General features: G+C 64.9%; 23 protein-coding genes. 9 read left to right on the top strand and 14 right to left on the bottom strand.

Going from position 1 to position 19,523, the window contains the following annotated elements:
• The first annotated feature begins 158 nt into the window (after positions 1-158).
• On the top strand, positions 159-1,103 hold the full coding sequence (locus E2L06_RS01100; RefSeq protein WP_138777803.1) for a CBS domain-containing protein: 945 nt from the start codon (positions 159-161) through the stop codon (positions 1,101-1,103).
• Here the strand turns inward: E2L06_RS01100 and E2L06_RS01095 are convergent.
• Together E2L06_RS01095 and E2L06_RS01090 are read right to left on the bottom strand one after the other, a co-directional pair.
• The gene (locus E2L06_RS01095) at positions 1,100-2,071 is read right to left on the bottom strand and encodes a hypothetical protein (RefSeq protein WP_138777801.1); all 972 of its coding nucleotides are present in this window, start codon (positions 2,069-2,071) and stop codon (positions 1,100-1,102) included. The two genes, E2L06_RS01100 and E2L06_RS01095, sit on opposite strands and share 4 nt — an antisense overlap.
• A 111-nt stretch (positions 2,072-2,182) precedes the next feature.
• Entirely contained in the window at positions 2,183-3,574 is a 1,392-nt protein-coding gene (locus E2L06_RS01090) for a signal recognition particle protein Srp54 (protein ID WP_138777799.1), read from the bottom strand.
• Between the two features lie 127 nt (positions 3,575-3,701).
• Between E2L06_RS01090 and E2L06_RS01085 the strand changes: the two genes are divergently transcribed.
• The gene (locus tag E2L06_RS01085) at positions 3,702-3,923 is read left to right on the top strand and encodes a hypothetical protein (protein WP_138777797.1); all 222 of its coding nucleotides are present in this window, start codon (positions 3,702-3,704) and stop codon (positions 3,921-3,923) included.
• Positions 3,924-4,082: 159 nt separating this feature from the next.
• A complete protein-coding gene (locus E2L06_RS01080; RefSeq protein ID WP_138777795.1) occupies positions 4,083-5,519 on the top strand; it encodes a dihydrolipoyl dehydrogenase in 1,437 nt (478 codons plus the stop codon).
• Here the strand turns inward: E2L06_RS01080 and E2L06_RS01075 are convergent.
• The gene (locus tag E2L06_RS01075; protein WP_138777793.1) at positions 5,516-6,316 is read right to left on the bottom strand and encodes a sulfurtransferase; all 801 of its coding nucleotides are present in this window, start codon (positions 6,314-6,316) and stop codon (positions 5,516-5,518) included. The two genes, E2L06_RS01080 and E2L06_RS01075, sit on opposite strands and share 4 nt — an antisense overlap.
• Positions 6,317-6,585: 269 nt before the next feature.
• On the opposite strand from E2L06_RS01075, the gene E2L06_RS01070 reads away from it, so the two are divergent.
• On the top strand, positions 6,586-7,440 hold the full coding sequence (locus tag E2L06_RS01070; RefSeq protein ID WP_138777791.1) for a sulfurtransferase: 855 nt from the start codon (positions 6,586-6,588) through the stop codon (positions 7,438-7,440).
• A 227-nt stretch (positions 7,441-7,667) separates the two neighbouring features.
• Positions 7,668-8,303 carry a rubrerythrin family protein gene (locus E2L06_RS01065; RefSeq protein ID WP_138777789.1) on the top strand — a complete coding sequence of 212 codons (636 nt, stop codon included), beginning with the start codon at positions 7,668-7,670 and terminating at the stop codon, positions 8,301-8,303.
• Between the two features lie 87 nt (positions 8,304-8,390).
• On the opposite strand, the gene E2L06_RS01060 is transcribed toward E2L06_RS01065, so the two are convergent.
• The 3 genes from E2L06_RS01060 to thiE all read right to left on the bottom strand — a co-directional run bounded on the left by E2L06_RS01060 (position 8,391) and on the right by thiE (position 10,246).
• Positions 8,391-8,663, bottom strand: a complete 273-nt coding sequence (locus tag E2L06_RS01060) for a hypothetical protein (RefSeq protein ID WP_138777787.1) — start codon at positions 8,661-8,663, stop codon at positions 8,391-8,393.
• A gap of 90 nt (positions 8,664-8,753) precedes the next feature.
• Positions 8,754-9,584, bottom strand: a complete 831-nt coding sequence (gene thiM / locus E2L06_RS01055; RefSeq protein ID WP_138777785.1) for a hydroxyethylthiazole kinase — start codon at positions 9,582-9,584, stop codon at positions 8,754-8,756.
• Positions 9,581-10,246 carry a thiamine phosphate synthase gene (gene thiE, locus E2L06_RS01050; protein WP_138777783.1) on the bottom strand — a complete coding sequence of 222 codons (666 nt, stop codon included), beginning with the start codon at positions 10,244-10,246 and terminating at the stop codon, positions 9,581-9,583. Before thiE ends, thiM begins: the two co-directional genes overlap by 4 nt.
• Before the next feature lie 126 nt (positions 10,247-10,372).
• Here thiE and E2L06_RS01045 point away from each other — a divergent pair, with 126 nt between their 5' ends.
• The gene (locus E2L06_RS01045; RefSeq protein WP_138777781.1) at positions 10,373-11,062 is read left to right on the top strand and encodes a haloacid dehalogenase type II; all 690 of its coding nucleotides are present in this window, start codon (positions 10,373-10,375) and stop codon (positions 11,060-11,062) included.
• A 293-nt stretch (positions 11,063-11,355) separates the two neighbouring features.
• Complete coding sequence (locus E2L06_RS01040) at positions 11,356-12,315, top strand: AEC family transporter (RefSeq protein WP_138777779.1); 960 nt, start codon at positions 11,356-11,358, stop codon at positions 12,313-12,315.
• A gap of 14 nt (positions 12,316-12,329) precedes the next feature.
• On the opposite strand, the gene E2L06_RS01035 is transcribed toward E2L06_RS01040, so the two are convergent.
• The 4 genes from E2L06_RS01035 to rpl18a all read right to left on the bottom strand — a co-directional run bounded on the left by E2L06_RS01035 (position 12,330) and on the right by rpl18a (position 15,330).
• Positions 12,330-12,956, bottom strand: coding sequence for a hypothetical protein (locus E2L06_RS01035; protein WP_138777777.1), 627 nt, complete (start codon positions 12,954-12,956; stop codon positions 12,330-12,332).
• Positions 12,957-13,036: 80 nt separating this feature from the next.
• The gene (gene ftsY, locus E2L06_RS01030; protein ID WP_138777775.1) at positions 13,037-14,683 is read right to left on the bottom strand and encodes a signal recognition particle-docking protein FtsY; all 1,647 of its coding nucleotides are present in this window, start codon (positions 14,681-14,683) and stop codon (positions 13,037-13,039) included.
• 24 nt (positions 14,684-14,707) lie between these two features.
• A complete protein-coding gene (gene pfdA, locus E2L06_RS01025) occupies positions 14,708-15,157 on the bottom strand; it encodes a prefoldin subunit alpha (protein WP_138777773.1) in 450 nt (149 codons plus the stop codon).
• A complete protein-coding gene (gene rpl18a, locus E2L06_RS01020) occupies positions 15,154-15,330 on the bottom strand; it encodes a 50S ribosomal protein L18Ae (protein WP_138777771.1) in 177 nt (58 codons plus the stop codon). The genes pfdA and rpl18a overlap by 4 nt, the downstream gene beginning before the upstream one ends.
• A 150-nt stretch (positions 15,331-15,480) precedes the next feature.
• On the opposite strand from rpl18a, the gene E2L06_RS01015 reads away from it, so the two are divergent.
• Positions 15,481-15,792: an ASCH domain-containing protein gene (locus E2L06_RS01015; RefSeq protein ID WP_138777769.1), complete on the top strand. Its 312-nt coding sequence runs from the start codon at positions 15,481-15,483 to the stop codon at positions 15,790-15,792.
• A 129-nt stretch (positions 15,793-15,921) separates the two neighbouring features.
• On the opposite strand, the gene E2L06_RS01010 is transcribed toward E2L06_RS01015, so the two are convergent.
• The 4 genes from E2L06_RS01010 to thpR all read right to left on the bottom strand — a co-directional run bounded on the left by E2L06_RS01010 (position 15,922) and on the right by thpR (position 17,667).
• Complete coding sequence (locus E2L06_RS01010) at positions 15,922-16,587, bottom strand: translation initiation factor IF-6 (RefSeq protein ID WP_138777767.1); 666 nt, start codon at positions 16,585-16,587, stop codon at positions 15,922-15,924.
• A gap of 2 nt (positions 16,588-16,589) precedes the next feature.
• Positions 16,590-16,868: a 50S ribosomal protein L31e gene (locus tag E2L06_RS01005; protein ID WP_138777765.1), complete on the bottom strand. Its 279-nt coding sequence runs from the start codon at positions 16,866-16,868 to the stop codon at positions 16,590-16,592.
• A gap of 2 nt (positions 16,869-16,870) precedes the next feature.
• Positions 16,871-17,023 (bottom strand): 50S ribosomal protein L39e, encoded by a 153-nt coding sequence (locus E2L06_RS01000; RefSeq protein ID WP_006184874.1) that lies wholly within the window; start codon positions 17,021-17,023, stop codon positions 16,871-16,873.
• 86 nt (positions 17,024-17,109) lie between these two features.
• Positions 17,110-17,667 carry an RNA 2',3'-cyclic phosphodiesterase gene (gene thpR, locus E2L06_RS00995; RefSeq protein WP_138777763.1) on the bottom strand — a complete coding sequence of 186 codons (558 nt, stop codon included), beginning with the start codon at positions 17,665-17,667 and terminating at the stop codon, positions 17,110-17,112.
• A 181-nt stretch (positions 17,668-17,848) separates the two neighbouring features.
• Here thpR and E2L06_RS00990 point away from each other — a divergent pair, with 181 nt between their 5' ends.
• Positions 17,849-19,519 carry an FAD-dependent oxidoreductase gene (locus E2L06_RS00990; protein WP_138777760.1) on the top strand — a complete coding sequence of 557 codons (1,671 nt, stop codon included), beginning with the start codon at positions 17,849-17,851 and terminating at the stop codon, positions 19,517-19,519.
• The last annotated feature ends 4 nt before the right edge of the window (positions 19,520-19,523 follow it).

Below are 19,523 nucleotides of genomic sequence, written 5' to 3'. Positions count from 1 at the left end.
GACCGCAGGGCGGGTGACGGTCCCACCGGCACCACTGACAGGAGTCCGTACGAGACCGGCCTGCGCCGCCGCGTGCAGTGTCGTGAGCCGTCAACCTGCACGATACGACAGGAAGGGGCCACAATGACTGATAGGGTTCGATCACGTAGCATCGTCAGATGCACGACACGATACCTGTCGACGAAATCATGGTCGAGGATGTCGTCACCGCCCCGCCGGACGCGACCGCGACCGATGCGGCGACGCTGTTGCGCGACGAGGGCGTCAGTTCGGTACTCGTCGCTCGAGACGGCGAGCCCGTCGGTATCGTCACGGAAGGCGACTTCGCGACACAGTTGTGTGAACGACAGGATCTCGGCCACGTCGAACTGTCGGCGGTCATGTCGACGCCGCTGACGACGGTCGAGTCGACCGCATCCATCGTCGACGCCGTCGAGTTGTTACGGTCATCGGACATCGAACACCTGCCGGTCGTCGACGGTGGGGATGACAACAGCGAACTCGTGGGAATCATTACGACGACGGAACTCACCTACTACGTGCCACACCTGGCCCACGCGCCGAGTCGACTCGAGGCCGCGCCAACTCACCGACAGGTCAGGACGGACACCAAATACGAGCGCGACGACTGGGAGTTCGAGTACCGCAGTGCGGACGAATCGACCATTTCGGCCGGCGACATCGCTCGCTTCTCGAAGCCGATCACCGACGACGACGTCGAGGCGTTCGCGGACGTGACCGGCGACACCAATCGGCTCCACCTCGAGGACGCCTACGCCGCCGAGACGCGCTTTGGCAAACGGATCGTCCACGGCGTTCTCGCGAACGGCCTGATCAGCGCGGCACTCGCCCGGCTCCCAGGGTTAACGATCTACCTCTCACAGGAGAGTAGCTTCCGCGCACCGCTTTCGATCGGTGACCGTGCCACCGCCGTCTGCGAGATCGTCGAGGATCTCGGACGATCGAAATACCGAGTCGAGACCGTCGTGCTCGACGGCGACGACACGACGGTGCTCGAGGGGAGTGCCGTCGTGTTGATCGACGACCTCCCGGCGATGGCGACCCATGAAGGCGACGCGGCGGCGACCGGATCGCCCGACTAGTCGGTACAGTTCCCGACCGCATCGAGTTCGGCTTCGCTCTCTGACTGGGCGATTCTGGCATCTGGATCGTTGTTCGCGGCGGCGGCTGCCGCATCGGCAAACGCTGCGGCCGCGTCGGTGAGATGGCGATTCTGGCAGGTTGCCGTGTCGAAATAGCCGATGAGCCCGTCCGGGGCGTCGGTCCGGCCGGTTTCGAGTCGGTCCAGCGACGTCGAAAACGTCGACTCGGCGGTCTCGAACTCGGTCTGTGCGGCCTCGTACTCCCCGTTGTCCACGTGCGACTGCCCGCTCTCGAGTGCGCCGTAGCCCTCGTCTTCGTCGAGTGTCGCGTCGTAGGACCCGGCGAGCGTCTCCAGCGCCGTCACCACATCGCCGAGCGTGGCCGCGCCGCTTTCAAGGTCGGCGAGATCGATCCCTGCCAATTCGTCGAGTCGGTCGCCGTCGATAGCCGCGATCGTCGCGGTCGCCTCGGCGTGACGGTCACGTGCACCGGCGATCTTCTCGTAGCGGGCATCGACGGTTTCGTTTGCCCCCTCGAGGTCGCCCTCGTCCTCGAGTGCCGCGTTGACGGCGTCGATGTCGTCGTCGAGCGTGTCGTCGGTGACGGTAACGGTCACCGAAATGAGGCCATCGAGGACGCTCGCATACGAACGCAGCGTTGTGATGTCGGCCGCCCGATCGTCGCCCAGTTCGCTCTCGGCCGTCTCGAGGTGCCCGCGCGGAGGGGCCGGATCGAACTCGACGGTTTCGGGGTCCTCGAGGCCCTCGAGTTGCTCCAGTGACTGTGCGGCCTTGTTCAGACTGCCTGCAGCGCGGTCGAGCGCACGCTGGCCCGTGCGATCGCTGACGTCGACGTCGCTTCCGTCCGACGAATCGGAAAAGCCATCGAGACAGCCTGCAAGTGACGCTATCAGTCCTGTGCTCACACCGGCCGCGCCGGTGCGGGCGAGATACTGCCGACGGTTCATTGCTACAGGACAGTTCGTCTAGAGTGGTATTAACGTAGTGCAACAGAACTGGTACGTTTCGCTATCGTTTCGAGACGGCTGTCGGTAGTGGCGGAAGAGAACGTGGACCGATCAGAACGGGCCCATGCCACCCATGCCACCACCGCCACCGCCGCCTTGCTGTTGCATCTGTTGCATCATGCGCTGCATCTCCTTGTCGGAGCCCATGCCCTGGAACTGCTTGATGGTCTTCTCCATCATCTTGTACTGCTCGAGGAGTTCCCGGACCTGCTCTTCGCTAGTGCCCGAGCCCCGAGCGATGCGTTCGATCTGGCTCGCACCGATGGCTTTGGGATACTCCTTTTCGGCCTCGGTCATCGAGTCCATGATGACGCTGAACGTACGCATCCGCTGTTGCGTGACGTCCATCGCGTCGTCGGGCAACTGGTCTTTGATCCCGCCGCCGAAGCCGGGGATCATGTCCATCACCTGGTCGAGCGGCCCCATGTTGTTCATCGCCTCCATCTGCTTTTGCATGTCGTTCAGGGTGAACTGCCCCTGCAACATGTCCTCGGGGTCCCAGTCGTCTTCCTCGATCTCGGTCTGCTCCATCGCGCGCTCGACGCGTTCGGCGAGTTGGCCGAGATCTCCCATCCCGAGCAGCCGCGAGATGAAGCCGTCGGGCTCGAAGCGCTCGATGTCCTGAACCTCTTCACCGGTCCCGAGGAAGGCGATCGAGGAGTCGGTCTGGTCGACTGCCGTTAGCGCGCCACCACCCTTCGCCGTCCCGTCGAGTTTCGTGATGACGACGCCGTCGATCCCGATCGACTCGTCGAACTGCTGGGCCTGCTCCTTCGCACCCTGCCCGATCGCGGCGTCCAAGACGAGCAGGGAAGTGTCGGGTTCGACGACACCCTCGATGTCCTCGATCTCGTCGATCAGGTCGTCCTCGAGCGCGTGGCGACCCGCCGTGTCCACGATGTGGACGTCGGCCTCGCTGGTCTCTTCTAAGCCCTTGCGAGCGATCTCGACGGGGTCGTCGTTGTCCGGGTTGCCGTAGAAGTCGACCTCGGCGCGGCCGGCCATCTCCTCGGCCTGCTGGTAGGCACCGGGCCGGAAGGTGTCCGTCTGGATAACGGCAGGACGGAGCCCCTTCGTCGAGAACCACCAAGCCATCTTCGCGGCGGAGGTCGTCTTCCCCGACCCCTGCAGCCCTGCCAGCAGGATCGTCTGTTCCTCGAGGGGCAACTCGGTCGACTCGCCGATGAGGTCGACCAGCTCCTCGTAGACGATGCGGAGGACGAAGTCCCGCGCGGGGGTGCCGGCGGGGGGTTCTTCCTCGAGGGCGCGTTCTTTGATGTTGTCCGACAGCTCCATCACGAGCGAGACGTCGACGTCGGCGGAGAGTAGCGATCGCTGAATCTCCTTGACGATCTCCTCGATGTCTTCTTCGCTGAGTCGCGACTTCCCGCGGAGCTTGTCCAAGGTGCCCCGCAGAGAACTCCCGAGATCGTCGAGTACCATTTGCTCGGTCTACGGGGCGATGGCGTTAAAGGCTTTTTCTACAGCCGATCCGAACTGCTGGATCGGTCACGAAGACAGGTCGGACGGCGTCGGTGAGTATTTCACCCGACCGCGACAACGCCCGCATATGAGTTCTGACGCAGACGTAGACCCCTCCGAGTACGAGGCGCTCGCGGACGCGGACGTGACCATGCGCCAAAACGAACACGGGCTCCACATCGCCGACGACGAGGTGACCGGCGTCTCGAGTCAGGGACAGACCCCCGAGAAAGCCATCGAAAACCTCGCGGCAGCGGTCGAGTCGTACAAGGAAGCGACCGCCGACGATCCGGGCGACGACTGGTTGTAAGCGATCAACGCGGTCGTCGAGCTATAGTAGCCACTGAAAGTCAATGCACACCCGATCGCACGAGGGATGTGCGATCGGTGTGTAAATCGTTTCAGTTGTTACTATAGCGTGTGCATAGCAGGTGCCCGTTTTACGCGGCCGTCCGTGGACGGAGCCGGTATGGAGACATACGACATCGTCGTCCTCGGCGGCGGCTCGGGCAGCAAGGTCGCCACTGCTGGTGCCACGCAGGGTCTCGAGACGGCCGTCGTCGAACCCGGCCCGCTCGGCGGCGCGTGTATCACGCGTGGCTGTGTGCCCTCGAAGGCGCTCATCCACCGCGCGGACGTGCTCGAGGAGGTACGGAGTGCCGAGTCGGTCGGCGTCGACGCGCAGGTAACGGATGTCGACTACGACGAGATCACGGCCGCGATCCACGACACGGTCTACGAGCAGGCAGCGAAGAAGGCCGCAAACTTGCAAGCAAACGACAACGTTACCCTCTACCGCGGTGTGGGTCGGTTCGTCGACGATCGCACGATCGAGATCGAGCCGACCGACGAGACGACGGACGCGGAGCGAATCCGGGGAGAAACCGTCGTCATCGCCGTCGGCGGTCGACCGGTAGAACCCCCGATCGACGGCCTCGAAGACGTCGACTACCGCACGAGCGACGACGTACTCTTCCTCGACGACCGACCCGACAAGCTGGTGATCGTCGGCGGCGGCTATATCGGGGCCGAACTGGGCTACTTTTTCGGTGCGCTCGAGACCGACGTGTCGATCGTCGGCCGGAGCGATCGCCTCGTTCCCCGCGAAGACGACGACGTCAGCGCCGTCGTGACCGACTCGCTCGCAACCCACTGTGACGTGTACACGGGCTACGAAGCGGCCGTGGTCGCCGAGACTGACGGCGGTGTCACCGTGACTGCCGACCCAGTGGACGACGAGGCCGGCGCTGACGCCATCGAACTCGCGGGCGACGAGCTCCTGCTCGCGGCCGGTCGTCGACCGAACACCGACACACTCGATCTTGGGGCGACGGGCGTCGAGACCGACGAGACGGGCGCCGTCGAGACCGACGAGTTCCTGAAGACGACCGCGAACGGCATCTGGGCGCTGGGCGACGCGGTCGGCGAGCCGCCGTTCAAGCACGCCGCCGACTACGAAACCCGCGTCGTCACCGAAAACGTTCTCGAGGAGAGCCAGCGAGCCGTCGACTACGAAGCGATGCCCCACGCGGTCTTCACTGATCCGCAGGTCGCCAGCGTGGGCCGGACGGAAGGCGACCTCGCGGAGGAGGGGCGTGCGTACGAGGCTGTCACCGTCCCCTACGGGGCCGCACCGCTGGGGATGATTCTCGAGGCTGACGATGGGTTCGTCAAAGCACTCGCCGGACCGGACGGCGAGATTCTGGGCTGTCACATCGTCGGCCCACAGGCATCGACGCTGCTCCACGAGGTGGTCGTCGCGATGGACGGCGGCGGCACCGTCGACGACGTCGCGGACCCGGTCCACGTCCACCCCGCGCTGAACGAAGTCGTGTACGCGGCGTTCGACGAACTGTCCGACACCACCTACTCGACGGCACCTGACTGGCGGGACGTGAGCAGTTAGTCGTCGACGGGGCCGCTCTCGATCTCGCCGTCGTGTTCGAGCCACTCCGTCAGGCTCCCCTCGTAGAAGTGGATGTCCTCGTACCCTAACGCCGTCAGGACCACATAGGTGTGGCTGATCCGCCGCGCGGTGTTACAGTAGAGGACGATCTCGCGGTCTGGCGTGATCCCGCGGTCGGCGAGCAAGTCCTCGAGGTCGGCCTCGGGTTTCAGCCGCCGTGTTTCCTCGTCGACGACCTCGCGCCAGTCGAATCGTACAGCACCCGGCAGGCGCCCCTCCTCGAACTCGTCTTGCTCGCGCGTGTCGACGAAGAGAGCGTCGCGCTCGAGGGCGTTCGCGACGGCGTCGTAGCCGACCAGCGGGCTTTCGGCGGGCTCGAGGGGGTCGGGCTCGTAGTCAGTCGGTTCGACATCAGGCGTCTCACTCGTGGTTTCGTACTCGCGGTTCCAAGCACTGAAGTCGCCGTCGAGCAGGCGCACGTCGTCGTGGCCGTATTCGATGGCGGTGAGCACGAAGCGGGCGGCGAAGACGCCGTGAGTGTCGTCGTAGGCGACGAGCGTGTCGTCGGTGTCGATCCCCGCGTCGCCGAGCAGGTCGGCGAAAGCCTCGGCACCCGGGAGGGTACCCCGATCCACGTCGCTGTCGTCGCGGTAGCTGTCGAACGGGATGTTCACTGCGCCGGGCAGGTGACCGATCCCGTCGTACTCCCAGGCGTCTCTGACGTCGACGACGTGCACGGTCGGATCGTCCAGGTGCGCTGCGAGCCAGTCGGGGGACACGATAACGGAGTCGTCCATTAGCCGCCCATACGTGACGCAGATCCGTGTACGCACCGGTATGACGGCGATTCGGTGGTACCGAGACAGAGGCAACACTTGCTTGTTTTCGGCGGACAGCTAGATCAGCATCGCTCGCGGCTGCTCGAGCGCGCCCCGAATCCGCCGAATACAGCCACGGCCTAACCGGCCCCGACGATCATCACGGCAAGTATTTCCGGCACGGTCGACCGGTGTCCGAATTGACCGGTTAGGCAGTTCCTTTGTGTATCCCTGTTGAAGCGCTGTGTATGGCAAACGACTACGCCAACGACGTACTCGTCACGGCTGACTGGGTCGAGGAGCGCCTCGACGACTTCCAGGACGACGACTCCGACCACCGACTCGTCGAAGTCGACGTCGACACGGAAGCCTACGACGAAGAACACGCCCCCGGTGCGATCGGATTCAACTGGGAGACACAGCTCCAAGACCAGACGCAACGGGACATCCTGGAGAAGGAAGACTTCGAGGCCCTGCTGGGCAGCCACGGTATCAGCGAGGACGACACGGTCGTCCTCTACGGCGACAACGCAAACTGGTTCGCCGCCTACGCCTACTGGCAGTTCAAATACTACGGCCACGACGACGTCTATCTGCTCGACGGCGGCCGCGAATACTGGCTCGAGCACGACTATCCGACCACCGAGGAGGTGCCCGAGTTCTCCGAAACCGAATACGACGCCGCCGGGCCGCGCGAGACCATTCGCGCCTACCGCGACGACGTCGAGAAGGCGATCGAACGCGGCGTCCCCCTCGTCGACGTCCGCTCGCCCGAGGAGTACTCCGGCGAAGTGCTGGCCCCACCGGGACTCCAGGAGACCGCCCAGCGTGGCGGCCACATCCCCGGCGCGAAGAACATCTCGTGGGCCGCCGTCACCGACGACGACGGCACCTTCAAAACGCGCGAGGACCTCGAGGAACTCTACGCCGAGGAAGACATCACCGGCAGCCAAACGACCGTCGCCTACTGCCGCATCGGCGAACGCTCGTCGGTCGCGTGGTTCGCGCTGCACGAACTGCTCGGATACGACGCCGTCAACTACGACGGCTCCTGGACCGAGTGGGGCAACCTCGTCAGCGCGCCGATCGAGAAAGGCGAATAACCGCCGACAGCAACCGGCGACCGCTGTCCCGCGACACTGACCGACCCAAGCGACGCGGCCGCTCCTGTTTCTTGCCTGTCCACCGACCGGCAGTGCCCGACACGGCCGCGCCGCGACTTGTGCTACCCGCCGATTGTGACAGCAACAGCCCTACGGGCGGCCGTCGTAGTCGTTGATAGGAATGCGGTCACGATAGACATAACTCGCGGCCGGTCGAAGACGGTTCCATGACTGACCCGGACACGTTCGTCGAGACCGTCACCGAGGACAACCAGACTGCGCTCTCGCGACTCGGCTCCTCGAAGTCGCTGTACGCCGACACCGGCGGCGACATCGACACCGAGCCGGTCCTCGAGGCGACCGCCGACGCCGAGTACGCCGCCTGGCAGACGTTCAGCGCATGGGCCGACAATGAGAGCAACGACGAAGCACAGACGGCCTTCGAGACCACGGCCGACGAGGAACAGGACCACTACGAGACCGTCGATGGTAAACTCGCCGACGACGACTACGAACCCAGCGAGGTCCCCACCCTCCACGAGTACCTGCGCGACCGCGACGAGACCGTCGACCGCGTCGGCGCGTTCGTCGGCCGCATCCTTGCGAGCCAGCGGTCGAAAAACCAGGTCGTCGGCTACTTCGTCGGCGACGCCGACCCACAGACCGCCAGCCTGTTCCGCGAGTTCGGCAACGACTTAGACGAGCAACTCGAGCGCGCGAAGTCGCTGCTCGAGACGGTCTGTGAAACCGACAGCGACTGGGACCGCGCCGAGGACGCGGCAGCGGGCGCGATCGAGGCCGCCTACGACGAGTACGTCGAGTCGCTCGAGGCAATGGGCGCGAACCCGAAGCCGGTCTGCTGACTGTTACTGACGGGAGTCCGTCCCCATGCCGTTCGCAAAAAGTCCATGGTCAGTTCTGCGACCGGCTCGCGGGTCGGGCGACGCGATCTAGACGCCCTCGACCGTCTCCCGGAACGCGCTGATCGACTCGAGCGCGTCCTCGATATTCGATTCGACGTCGTCACCCTCGTCGTCCGCGATGTCGTTCAGGATGTGTTCGTGGCGCGCGAGCTGGCCGTGGTCCGGGCCGCGGTCGGCATCGGCGTAGTCGTCGAACTTCGTCGCCTGGTCCTGAAGCCGATCTCGCGCCTCGTCGTCTGACGCGGCGTCGGCCGCCTGTCGGATCGATTCGACCGCGTTTTCGAGTTCGTCTCGAGCCATACGAAGTGGTTCGTCCGGGGGTGTCAAAACGGTTTCAACACCTGTCGGCTCGAGGGAACGCTGCCCGAATGAGAGACCTGATCCTCGAGTTCAGAGCAGCTGCTCGAGCTGGCCCTCGAGGTCGAGATCAGCGACAGTCTCGGCCGTTAGGTCGGCGACAGCATCACGGAAGTTCGTCCGGTAGCTGCCCGGCCCCGTGTGACCCATCTTGGCCGCTCGTTCGCCGGCGAGACCAAAGGCGAGCGTGCCGTGGACGGCAGCGGTATGGGCGTCCTCGAGCGCGCCACAGAAGGTCGCGACGGTCACGCCGAGCATGCAGCCGGTGCCGACGACTTCGCCGAGCATCTCGTGGCCAGCGGTGAGTCGGACGGCACCGTCAGCGTCTGCGACGACGTCGTCGATACCCGAGGCAACGACGAGCGAATCGGTCGATTCGGCGAGCGAGCGGGCCGTCCGCTCGATGTCCTCGTAGTCACCGACGGACTCGACGCCCTTGACCTCGGCTTCGACGCCCGTGAGGGCGGCAATCTCACCGTAGTTGCCCTTGATCGCGGTGAAATCGATCTCCGAAAGGAGGCTTTCGGCGACCGCCTCGCGCGAGAGTGTCGACCCGACGCCGACCGGGTCGAGAACGACCGGGATGCCGCGCTCGTTGGCGTTCCGGCCGGCTTCGTGCATCGCTTCGACGCGGTCCTCGGGGATCTGGCCCGTATTGATCAAGAGGGCACTCGCGAGGCCAGCCATTTCGCCGGCGTCACCGGGCGAGTCGGCCATCACCGGCAGTCCACCCCAGTGGAGGGTCACGTTCGCGACGTCGTTGATCGTCACCGTGTTGGTCAGCGACTGGACGAGCGGCTCGGTCTCGCGAACCGTCCGGATCGAATCCGTGAGGGCAGCGGCGTCGATATCGGTTACACTCATCGTCCGTGTTCTCCGGTAGCAACCGACTTTGTCGTTTCGATGACACCGGAAAGCGCCTCGGTCGCGGCGCGGGGCTGTGAGGCTGCTGTAATCTCGCTGATGACGGCAACGCCGGACGCACCCGCCTCGACGACTTCCTCCGCGTTGTCGGCCGTAATTCCGCCGATACCGACGATCGGAATCTCTACCGCGTCGACGATGGTGGCGATCCGCTCCGGACCGACGCCGTCCTTTCCGTCGTCGACGTCCTTCGAGGAGGTACCGTAGACCGCCCCGACGCCGAGGTAGTCCGCCCCAGCCGCTTCCGCGTCGCGAGCGGCAGCGACTGTCGACGTCGAACAGCCGACGATCGCGTCCGGACCGAGCAGCTCGCGAGCGACGCCGACCGGCAAGTCGGATTGGCCGACGTGGACGCCGTCGGCGTCGATCGCCTGTGCGATATCGATTCGGTCGTTGACGATCAGGTCGACGCCCGCCTCGGCCGTGAGCTCGCGCAGTTCGTGGCCGAGTTCGTATCGCGAGCGGGAGCTCGTCTCCTTTTCGCGCAACTGGACGGCGTCGATCCCGCCGTCGATGGCCGCACGAACGATCTCCGGGGTCGTCCGATCACCCGACAACGACGCCTGCGTGACGAGGTATGTCCGCCAGTTTGAAGAATTCACGAAAGATATTAGTCGGTGGTCGTACTAAGCGGCTTCGGTCGATTCGCTGATCAGACTCCCGTTCGATCGGCTCGCCAGCGAAACGAACGGTCCACGTTCTTGTCACTGGCAAACATACTGCTGGCCATGGCATTCGATCCAGACCGCGTCACGACGGTCACGTTCGACTCCTACAGCACGCTCGTCGACGTCGACGCGACCGCGGCCGCACTCACGGAACACACCGACATCGACGATCCGACACCGATTTCGCAGACGTGGCGGGAGCGCTCGATGCAATACACGCTCGTCGCGAACCACCTCGAGGAGTACGAGACGTTCTACGAGATCAACCGGGACGCGCTCGCCTACGCACTCGCGGCCCACGGACTCGACGTCCCCGCCGACGACCGCGAGGCGATCCTCGAAGTGTACCACGAACTCGAGGTCTTCGACGACGTGCGAGCGAGCATCGAGCGGTTGCACGAGGCCGGCTACGACACGTACGTCCTCTCGAACGGCAACCCGGAGATGCTCGACTCGATGGTCGACCACGCCGGGATCGAGGATCTCATCGTCGACACGATCAGCGCCGACGAACTCGAGACGTTCAAGCCCGAGCCGGAGCTCTACCGCCACGCCGCCGGCCGGACGGGAACGCCGATCGACGAACTCGTCCACGTCTCGGCGCTGTGGTTCGACGTACAGGGGGCGATCCACGCCGGGATGCAAGGTGTCTGGCTCGACCGAAAATCGACCCCGTGGGAACCCTTCGGCGCGGAGCCGGACCTGATCACCGAGGGACTCGCGGAGCTGGCGGACCGGCTGGGGTGTTGAACAGCGCGCCCGTCAATCGCGTCCAGCGTGCGATCGGCACTGTGAATCGGGCTGAGATACCGCTGGTCGATCGAGACTGCTCGAGAACGGACCGCCCTCCCGTCATAGCTCTTCGTTGTCGCTAGAAGCGTTTAAACGAATGTGACGGGGCCGAAACTACCGGGCCATGAAGCGATCGGAAGTCCCATGTCGACCGCGAGAAGTAGGTGACTCCGTAATGGAGGGTGCGATCGTCACACGGCCGATGAGCCGCTCGAATCGAATGCTACGGTGCCGCCGCGCGGAGCTGATCGATGGCTGATCTGGTCGCCATCTTCGGGTCCGCAGTCGGGCCGATCGTCGCCATCGCGGCCGTCGGCTACGTGCTGGCGACGGTCAAGGAAATCGATCCGGAGCCGCTGAACACGGCCGTCGTCTACGTACTGGCACCCGCGCTGGTGTTTCATAGCCTCGCCGTCACCGAACTCGCGGCGGCGACGCTGCTACGGGTGACGATCGGCATCGGCGCGTTTACCGCGGTGATGTGGGGGATCGCCGAACTCGTCGGCCGCGGCGTCGGCGAGCGAGAGCCGGCGCTGAGCGCCTTGGTGTTGGTCGCGATCTTCTGTAACTCGGGGAACCTCGGCATTCCCGTCTCCGACTTCGCGTTCGGCGAGGTCGGCCGCCAGACGGCCGTCCTCTTTCTCTCGGTCCAGTCCGTGCTGATGTACACCCTCGGCGTCTATGTCGCCTCCCGGAGCAGCGGGTCGGCCGGGCTCGAGGGGATTCGTCGAGTGTTCTACATTCCGCTGGTCTACGCCGTCATCGCAGCACTGCTCGCGCGGGCGCTCGATCTCGTGCCACCCGCCGAGACCGCGGCGATGGAGACGCTCCAGCTCGTCGGCGACGCCTCGATCCCGCTGATGTTACTCATTCTCGGCATCCAGCTGGCGCGCACCGACACCGCCGCTGCGGTCTCGCGGGCCTGGCCTGCAACGGCGCTCAAGATGGGCATTGCGCCCGTCGTCGGTCTCGGAATCGCGCTCGCGCTGGGCTTCCAGGACCCGACCGTCGCGCGCGTGTTCGTCCTCGAGACCGCGATGCCGGCCGCAGTGACGCCGCTGATTCTCGTCATCGAGTTTGCCGGCAGCGCCCGTTCCAAAGGGGTCCTCGTCTCCGAGTACGTCTCGACGTGCGTATTTCTCACGACCCTGCTTTCGATCCCGACGCTGACGATCCTCATTGCGATCTTACAATCCGGCGTCGTTATCTGACCGAGCCAACGGTTTCAACCGAAACAGGCGACGAGTTCGCCGTGCGTTCGCGGATCGGGTTCGAACGACAGTTCATCGGCGACGCCGTGGTATCGTGCCCGGAGAACGATGTGCTCGTCAACGTAGTAGACGGTGTGAACGTCCCACTGGTCGCGCGGGCCGGTGGCTGATTGCTGGGTCCCCAGGCGAAGATCGTAGCGGATCGCCGCCATGATCGCGGGGTTCGACGACGACTCGAGCGTCCTCGTTCGATAGTCAGTCCGTCGGAGTTCGACCGTTCGCGCTGTCGCGCCATACCGGGCGAGAAATTCGTTCTGGCGATACACACGTTCGAACTCGGTAACGTACGCGACCGTCTCGTCTCTCAGCGACGAGTCGTTCGATCGGCCGTGAGCCACAGCAGGACCGAACGCCGGCGGCTGTGCCGGATACGGTTTGGGCGAGAGTGCATCGTCGTCGGCCGGTGCAGTCGGCTCGGGACGGGTGACCGAGTTGCACTCATACCAGTCGGGGGACACGGTTCCGGACTCGGGTAACGATGTGTCCGTGGCGTTCGATCCGCGCTCGAAGCCGCCCGTTGTAACCGCCACCGCAGCCGTCACTGACGCCAGAAAGGTACGCCGAGAGGGAGGGCGGCTCATACGTAGACGTTTCTGACAGATAATAAGTGTCTTCTGAAATGGTCGTCAATTGAAACGATCGGCGATCGCCGGGCGGAGACCTACTCCTCGGCCAGCAGCCGGTCGACCATCTCTTCGGGGTCGAACCGCTCTAGGTCGTCGTAGCCCTGCCCGACGCCGAGGAACAGGATCGGCTTCCCGGTGACGTGGGCGATCGAAATCGCTGCCCCGCCGTTGGAGTCGGCGTCGGCTTTCGTCAGGATCGCCCCGTCGATCTCGGCGGCGTCGTTGAACTCGCGGGCGCGGTTGACCGCGTCCTGTCCGGCGACGGCCTCGTCGACGAATAGCGTCATGTCCGGTCCGACGACGCGGCCGATCTTCTCGAGTTGGTCCATTAGCCCCTCGTCGGTGTGGAGCCGACCCGCCGTATCACCGAGGACGACGTCGATGTCGTTGGCCTCGGCGTACTCGACGGCGTCGTACAGCACCGCAGCAGGATCGCCGCCCTGTTCGTGGCTGATACACTTCGTATCCAGCGCGTCGGCATGTTCCTGAATCTGCTCGTTAGCCCCGGCGCGGTAGGTGTCGCCGTTGGCCATCACCGTCGAATAGCCGCGTTCCTCGAAGTAGCGGCTCAGCTTGGCGATCGTCGTCGTCTTGCCGACGCCGTTGACGCCGGTGAAGACGATGGTGACGGGCTTGTCCTCGATGGCGATTCGCTCGTCGAAATCGAACTGGCCGACGCTGATCACGTCGTAGATCGCATCGTGCAAGGCTTCCTCGACGACCTCGCCGGTCGAGGTCGTAAACGTCCGCGTCTCGCCGATCAGTTCGTCGCGGATGTTGTCGAGGATCTCCTCGGCGACGCCCATCTCCACGTCGCTCGAGAGCAACGCCAGCTCGAGTTCGTGTAAGGGCCCCTCGAGGTCCTCCTCTTCGATGACGAACTTCCCTTTGACGAGGGATTTGGCCTTCGCGCCGAAGCCGGTTCCACCGCCAGTATCGTCGTCGGCGTCGTCTTCGGTGTCCTCGGCGGCGTCGTCTTCGGTGTCCTCGGCGGCGTCGTCTTCGGTGTCCTCGTCGACGATCGGCTCGTCCGCGTCGGCCGTCGGCGCTCGATCGTCGTCGGGCTCGGTCGGCTCGGCGGGCGACGGTGTATCGCGTTGGTCCTCGCCGGCTGTCTCCGCGTCCGACTCCGCGTCCAACTCCACGTCGTCGTCGGCGTCGTCGGCGTCGACCCCGTCATCTGTGTCATCACTGGAGCCGCCAAACAGGGATCGCGCCTTGGCACCGATGCCGAGTCCACCACCGCTGTCGTCCTCGTCGACATTGTCTTCATCGGCAGCCGATTTCTCGTCGGCTACCGCCGTCTCCGCGGGCTCGTCGCCAGCCGTCTCCGAGGCCGAATCGGCGTCGTCGGCCTCGAGACGATCGAGGTCGGAACCGGTCGCCGGCTCCTGCTCGGCAGACCCAGCCGCGTTCTCAGGAGCGGACTCGGTCGTCTCCGGTTCCGACTCCGATTCCGTCACCGTCTCAGCCGTGGCTGCCGCCGGTTCGGCCGGCTCGTCGACCCCCGATTTGGGGGTAGTATCGGTGGCTTCCGCAGCGTCGGGCTCCGCCGCCGACTCGACCTGCTCGAGTTCTTCCTCCTCGAGCTCTGCTTCGTCGACGTCCTCGACGTTCTCTTCGGCGGCTTCCTCAGCGCTGTCGCGGAAGCTTCCGAGCTTCTCTTTCAGGTTATCGAACATAGGTATCGAGTGGGGACCGCCGCGTTACTCGTCGGGGCCCTGGCCCTGTCCCATCTGCTGCATCTGCTGTTGCATCGCCTGCTGCTGGAGCTGCTGGGCCTGCTGTTCGAGTTCGCTGCTCTCGGTCTCGAGTTCGGCGATCTCCTCGTTGAGTTCGTCGATCTGCTCGTCGAGGCGCTCTTTCTTGTTCTCGAGGGCGTCGACGGCGTCGTCTTCCTCGAACTCCGCGGCGTAATCAGCACCGAGCTCGACGATCACTTCGTCGATGTTCTCGATGGTCGTGCGGAGATACGCGCCGCCGCCGAGGGGCATCTGGACTGTCGAGCCGGTCTCGAGCGTCTGGATGGCGTCGATGGCCTCGTCGACGTTGGTTTTCTCCTGCTGGACGGCCTCGACGTTCGTCTGGAGGCCCTCGATCTGTTCTTCGAGCTCCTGAAGCTGCTGGGAGAGCTGCTGGAGTTGCTGCTGGCTCATTGTTCGGATACCTCGTCGAGTTCGATCTCGGTTCGCTTGAGTCCGTGCTGGCTCCCGAGCTGGGAGAGCGTGTGTTCGCGGGCGACGTTCTCGTTTTCGGCCTCGATGCTCGTCTCGAACGGCGCGTAGCCGTCGCGGCTCTTGAACTGACCACTGACCGTAAATTGACTCATGGCTACCCCTCCGGCAGGCAGTCGGAAGAATCTTCCCTTCCGGTTCGGCCGTTCGGAGCCGACACGAAGAGATGCCGAACCGACGGCGACCGCGGAGTGCCCACCGATGGAGGGTCAACGATTTTACCGCGTCGGGCCGAATCCGCGGGCATGAGTGAACTCGAGCCCAGCGAGTTGGTGCCCAGCGAGCGAATGCAAACGCAGGTCCTCGAGGGCGAAGTCACCCAGATCCACCGCGGGAACCAGTACGCCGACGAAGGCGATACGTTCACGATCGACGGCACGACCTTCGAGGTGACCACGGTTCGCGAGCGCACGCTCGGCGATCTGACCGACGAGGACGCACGGGCCGAAGGGATGGACGACCTCGCGGCCTACGAGCGCTTACTCGAGCGTGCCCACGAGAACTTCGAGTGGGACGACGACAGCGAGGTCGTGTTACATCGATTCGAACGTCAATAAGAGAGCGACACCGGTCGAGACAGGACTCGAGTCCAGAACCGGTCGGTTGATACGGACCCCTGTCAGTGGGCGCCGGCCCGCCCGCGAGCGCCCTGGGGGCCCACTGGTCACTCGGGACAGCAGGCTGTATCAGTCGAGATACCCGAGTGCGTCCTCGATTCGACCCAGTTCGGGCCCGGTCGTGTCCTCGCCGACGACGTAGCCGGCGTCGTTGGCGAGCAGCCCGGAGCCGACCAGCGGCGCGCCGTAGTTGACCGTCCCGACGTCGGCTCGCACGTCGAGGGCGTCCTCGAGCGCGTCGAGTTCTTCGTCGGTCGCCTTCGGATGGCAGAGCACGCCGGTGTTGTTCGCGACGGCGGCGGTGCCGACGGTTTGGACGCCTGCGAGGTCGCCGCGTTCGACCGGCACCGCAAGCGTATCCGCGACGATCTGAACCGCCTCGCGGGGCAGGTCCGGATGGACGTAGGCCCCGTAGTCATTCGCGAGGACGACGTTCCCGGCGGCGTTGATACTGCCCGGCAGTTCGGCGACAGGGACGTCGACTGCCTCCTCGATCGTCTCACGTTCGTATTCGAGGACGCGAGAGCTGACGAGCAGACCGTTTTCGTTCCCAGTCGCTAGTGCGCCGACCGTCGAGGAGCCGCCGACGGTCGTCGGAATCGCGGGCACCTCGAGTTCGTCGGTCAGATCGGCGACGACGTCGTCATCGACGTCGTGGCGAACGAGTATGCACGAGTCGGTCGCACGAGCGAAGACGCCGACGTAGGACGACCCGGCGAAAGCGAGGCGTTGCAAGTTTAGTCAGCGACCTCGGCTTCGACGACGGCTTCACCCTCTTCGTCGAAGCGCGCTGCGCGGACGCGCAGCTTTCGCGGCGGGTTGGATCGGCCGTTCGCCCAGACTGCCTCGTTGATCGAGGGGTCCAGTCGGATGGCGTCTTCGTCAACCGCGAAGTGTTTCGCGAGGTGTTCGCGGACCAGTCGCATCGCGTAGTCGGCGGCCTCGTGGTTGGCTCCCTTCTTGACATCACGCAGCGGAACGGTTACGACGCGTTCCTCGAAATCACTTGCACTCATCGTTATTCGTCAGTGTCGTTTCGCCGCCAGTTGCGTCGTTTCGGGTTGCGCTGAACGTCCATGTCGGTCTTCATCATGACCCAGGCCGGCACGCGGCTGTTCTGGTTCTCGAGTTTGGCAAGCCGCTTCTTCTTGCCCTTCGATTTCTTACCCATAGTGGCCGGACGTAGCCCGCGGTGGCTTAAAATCTTGTCCATCTTGCAGGGACGCCGACGGACCCACAGAATCCGACGCTGGTCGCCTACTCGAGCGGGAACGATTCGACCGTCGAGTAGACCGGCCCGTCCTCGGTGAGGGTGCTTTCGGTCAGGCGAATCTCGTCGACGCGGGTTTCGCCGATCGTCGGATCGCGCTCCGCGACGAGCTCCTGGACCAGTTCCTTGCCGCCGGCGTGTTCCATCCGCGCGAGCGTGACGTGAGGCGTGAAATCGTGTGATTCGGGGTCGAAGCCCAGATCCGTCGTCCGCGCTTCGATCGATTCGTGGAGTCGGGTGAGTTCGTCGCCGCCGTCTTCGACGCCCAACCAGAGGACGCTGATGTACTCGAGGGTCGGGAAGACACCCAAGCCACCGTAGCGAACGGTAAAGGGATCGATATCGGCATCGTCGACGGCTGCCTCGAGTTCGCGCTCGAGATCGGGGAGGCTATCCTCGTCGGTATCACCGAGGAACTTCATCGTGAGATGTGCCTGCTCGGGGTCGGTAAACGAGAGCCCGCTGGCCTCGGCGAACTCGGCTTGCAGATCGGCGACCGACTCGGCGAAGTCGTCGGGGAGGTCGACGCTGACGAACAGTCGCATACTCGAGCTATCGTGGGCAGCCCACTCAAGCGTGACGGGCAGTGAGACGGGTTGCTGTCACGAGGTTCCCGGCCGACCGCAGGGCGGTCGCGGGCGGGCCGGCACCCACTGACAGCAGACCGTATGAGCCGTTCGTGGTTAGGGACGCAGGTTATGTGGGTAGCTCCCGCACGTGATCACAATGACAGACGTTGCCGTGATCGGCGGCGGGATCGGCGGCCTGACCGCAGCCCACGAACTCGTCGAGCGTGGGTTCGACGTAACCGTCCTCGAGGCGAACGACCGCTTCGGCGGGAAGGCCCGGTCGATGCCGATCAGCGACGACCCCGACGCGCTGCAGGGCGAGCACGGCTTCCGGTTCTTCCCGGCGTTCTACCGCCACGTCATCGATACGATGGAACGGATTCCCGACGGCGACGGCACCGTCGCGGATAACCTCATCGAGACCGAGGCGACACTGATCGCGACCACGACGGGGCCGGGTCGGATCGCCGATACGCGCACGCCCGACTCGGTGCGGGGGTGGCTCGAGGCGTTTCGTCCAGCGTTCGCCGAGGACTTGCCTCGCGAGGACGTTCGCTTCTTGCTCGAGCGACTGCTGTACCTGCTGACCGCCTGTGAGGATCGACGGGAGGGCGAACTCGACGACATCTCCTGGTGGGAGTTCATCGACGCCGAGAACCGGTCGCAGGCGTTTCGCGATCAAGTCGCCAACACCACCCAGGCGCTGGTCGCCCTCCGACCACAGGTCGGAAGCGCCCGGACGATCGGCACGATCTACCTCCAATTGCTGTTGGGCCAGCTCGACCCGACCCGGCCGACCGAGCGCGTCCTGAACGCACCGACGAACGAGGCCTGGATCGATCCCTGGGTGCGCCACCTCGAATCGCTCGGCGTTGACTGCCGATCGAACGCCCCCGTCGAGCGACTCGCATCAGACAGGACCCACGTCACCGGCGTCGTCTTGGCTGACGGCGAAACCATCAGCGCCGACGAGTACGTTCTGGCCGTGCCGGTCGAGGCCGCCCCTGCGTTCGTCACACCGGCACTAGAACGACTTGCGCCAGAACTGGGTCGCATCGAACGGCTGGACACGGCCTGGATGAACGGCATCCAGTTTTACCTCTCCGAGCCCGTGGACCTGCCACGTGGCCATCAGGTCTACGCCGACGCGCCGTGGGCGCTGACCTCGATCGCCCAGCGCGAGTTCTGGACCGGCTACGACCTCGAGGCACACGGCCCCAACGACGTCGCGGGCGTCCTCTCGGTGATCGCCTCCGACTGGAACACGCCGGGAATCCTCTACGAGAAGCCGGCAAGTGCGTGTACGCGCGAGGAGATCGCAGACGAGATCTGGGCACAACTGAAAGCCCATCTGAACGCGTCCGGAGAGCGACTGACCGACGAGTTGTTCGTCGACTGGTTTCTCGACCCGTCGATCGTCGAGAGCGGCGGTGCATCGGAAGCGGACCGAGCAGACGATACAGCCGTCGAGAGCGGGGGCGTCGAGAACCACTCACCGCTGCTGATCAACACCGTTGGCTCGTTGCGGAACCGGCCGCCGGCCGACGTCGGGGTCAGGAACCTCTCGCTCGCGAGCGACTACGTGCGGACGAACTCGGATCTGGCCTCGATGGAGTCGGCAAACGAGGCCGGCCGCCGGGCAGCCAACGCGATCTGCGACCGACACGGGGCACGCGGCCGGGCGCGGATCTGGGAACTCGAGGAGCCCGCAGTGTTCGAGCCGTTCAAGCGACAGGACCGGGTCCGGTACCGCCTCGGGCTACCCCATCCGGCGGCAGTGACACAATCGCTTCGAGGCGCCACCAGGCGCCTCGTGGGACGACTCTGAGAGG

The organism is Haloterrigena sp. H1 (genome assembly GCF_005938085.1).
Classification (GTDB): domain Archaea; phylum Halobacteriota; class Halobacteria; order Halobacteriales; family Natrialbaceae; genus Natrinema.
The sequence above is the reverse complement of the archived record's forward strand: the minus strand, read 5'-3'. Positions and strand labels throughout refer to the sequence as shown.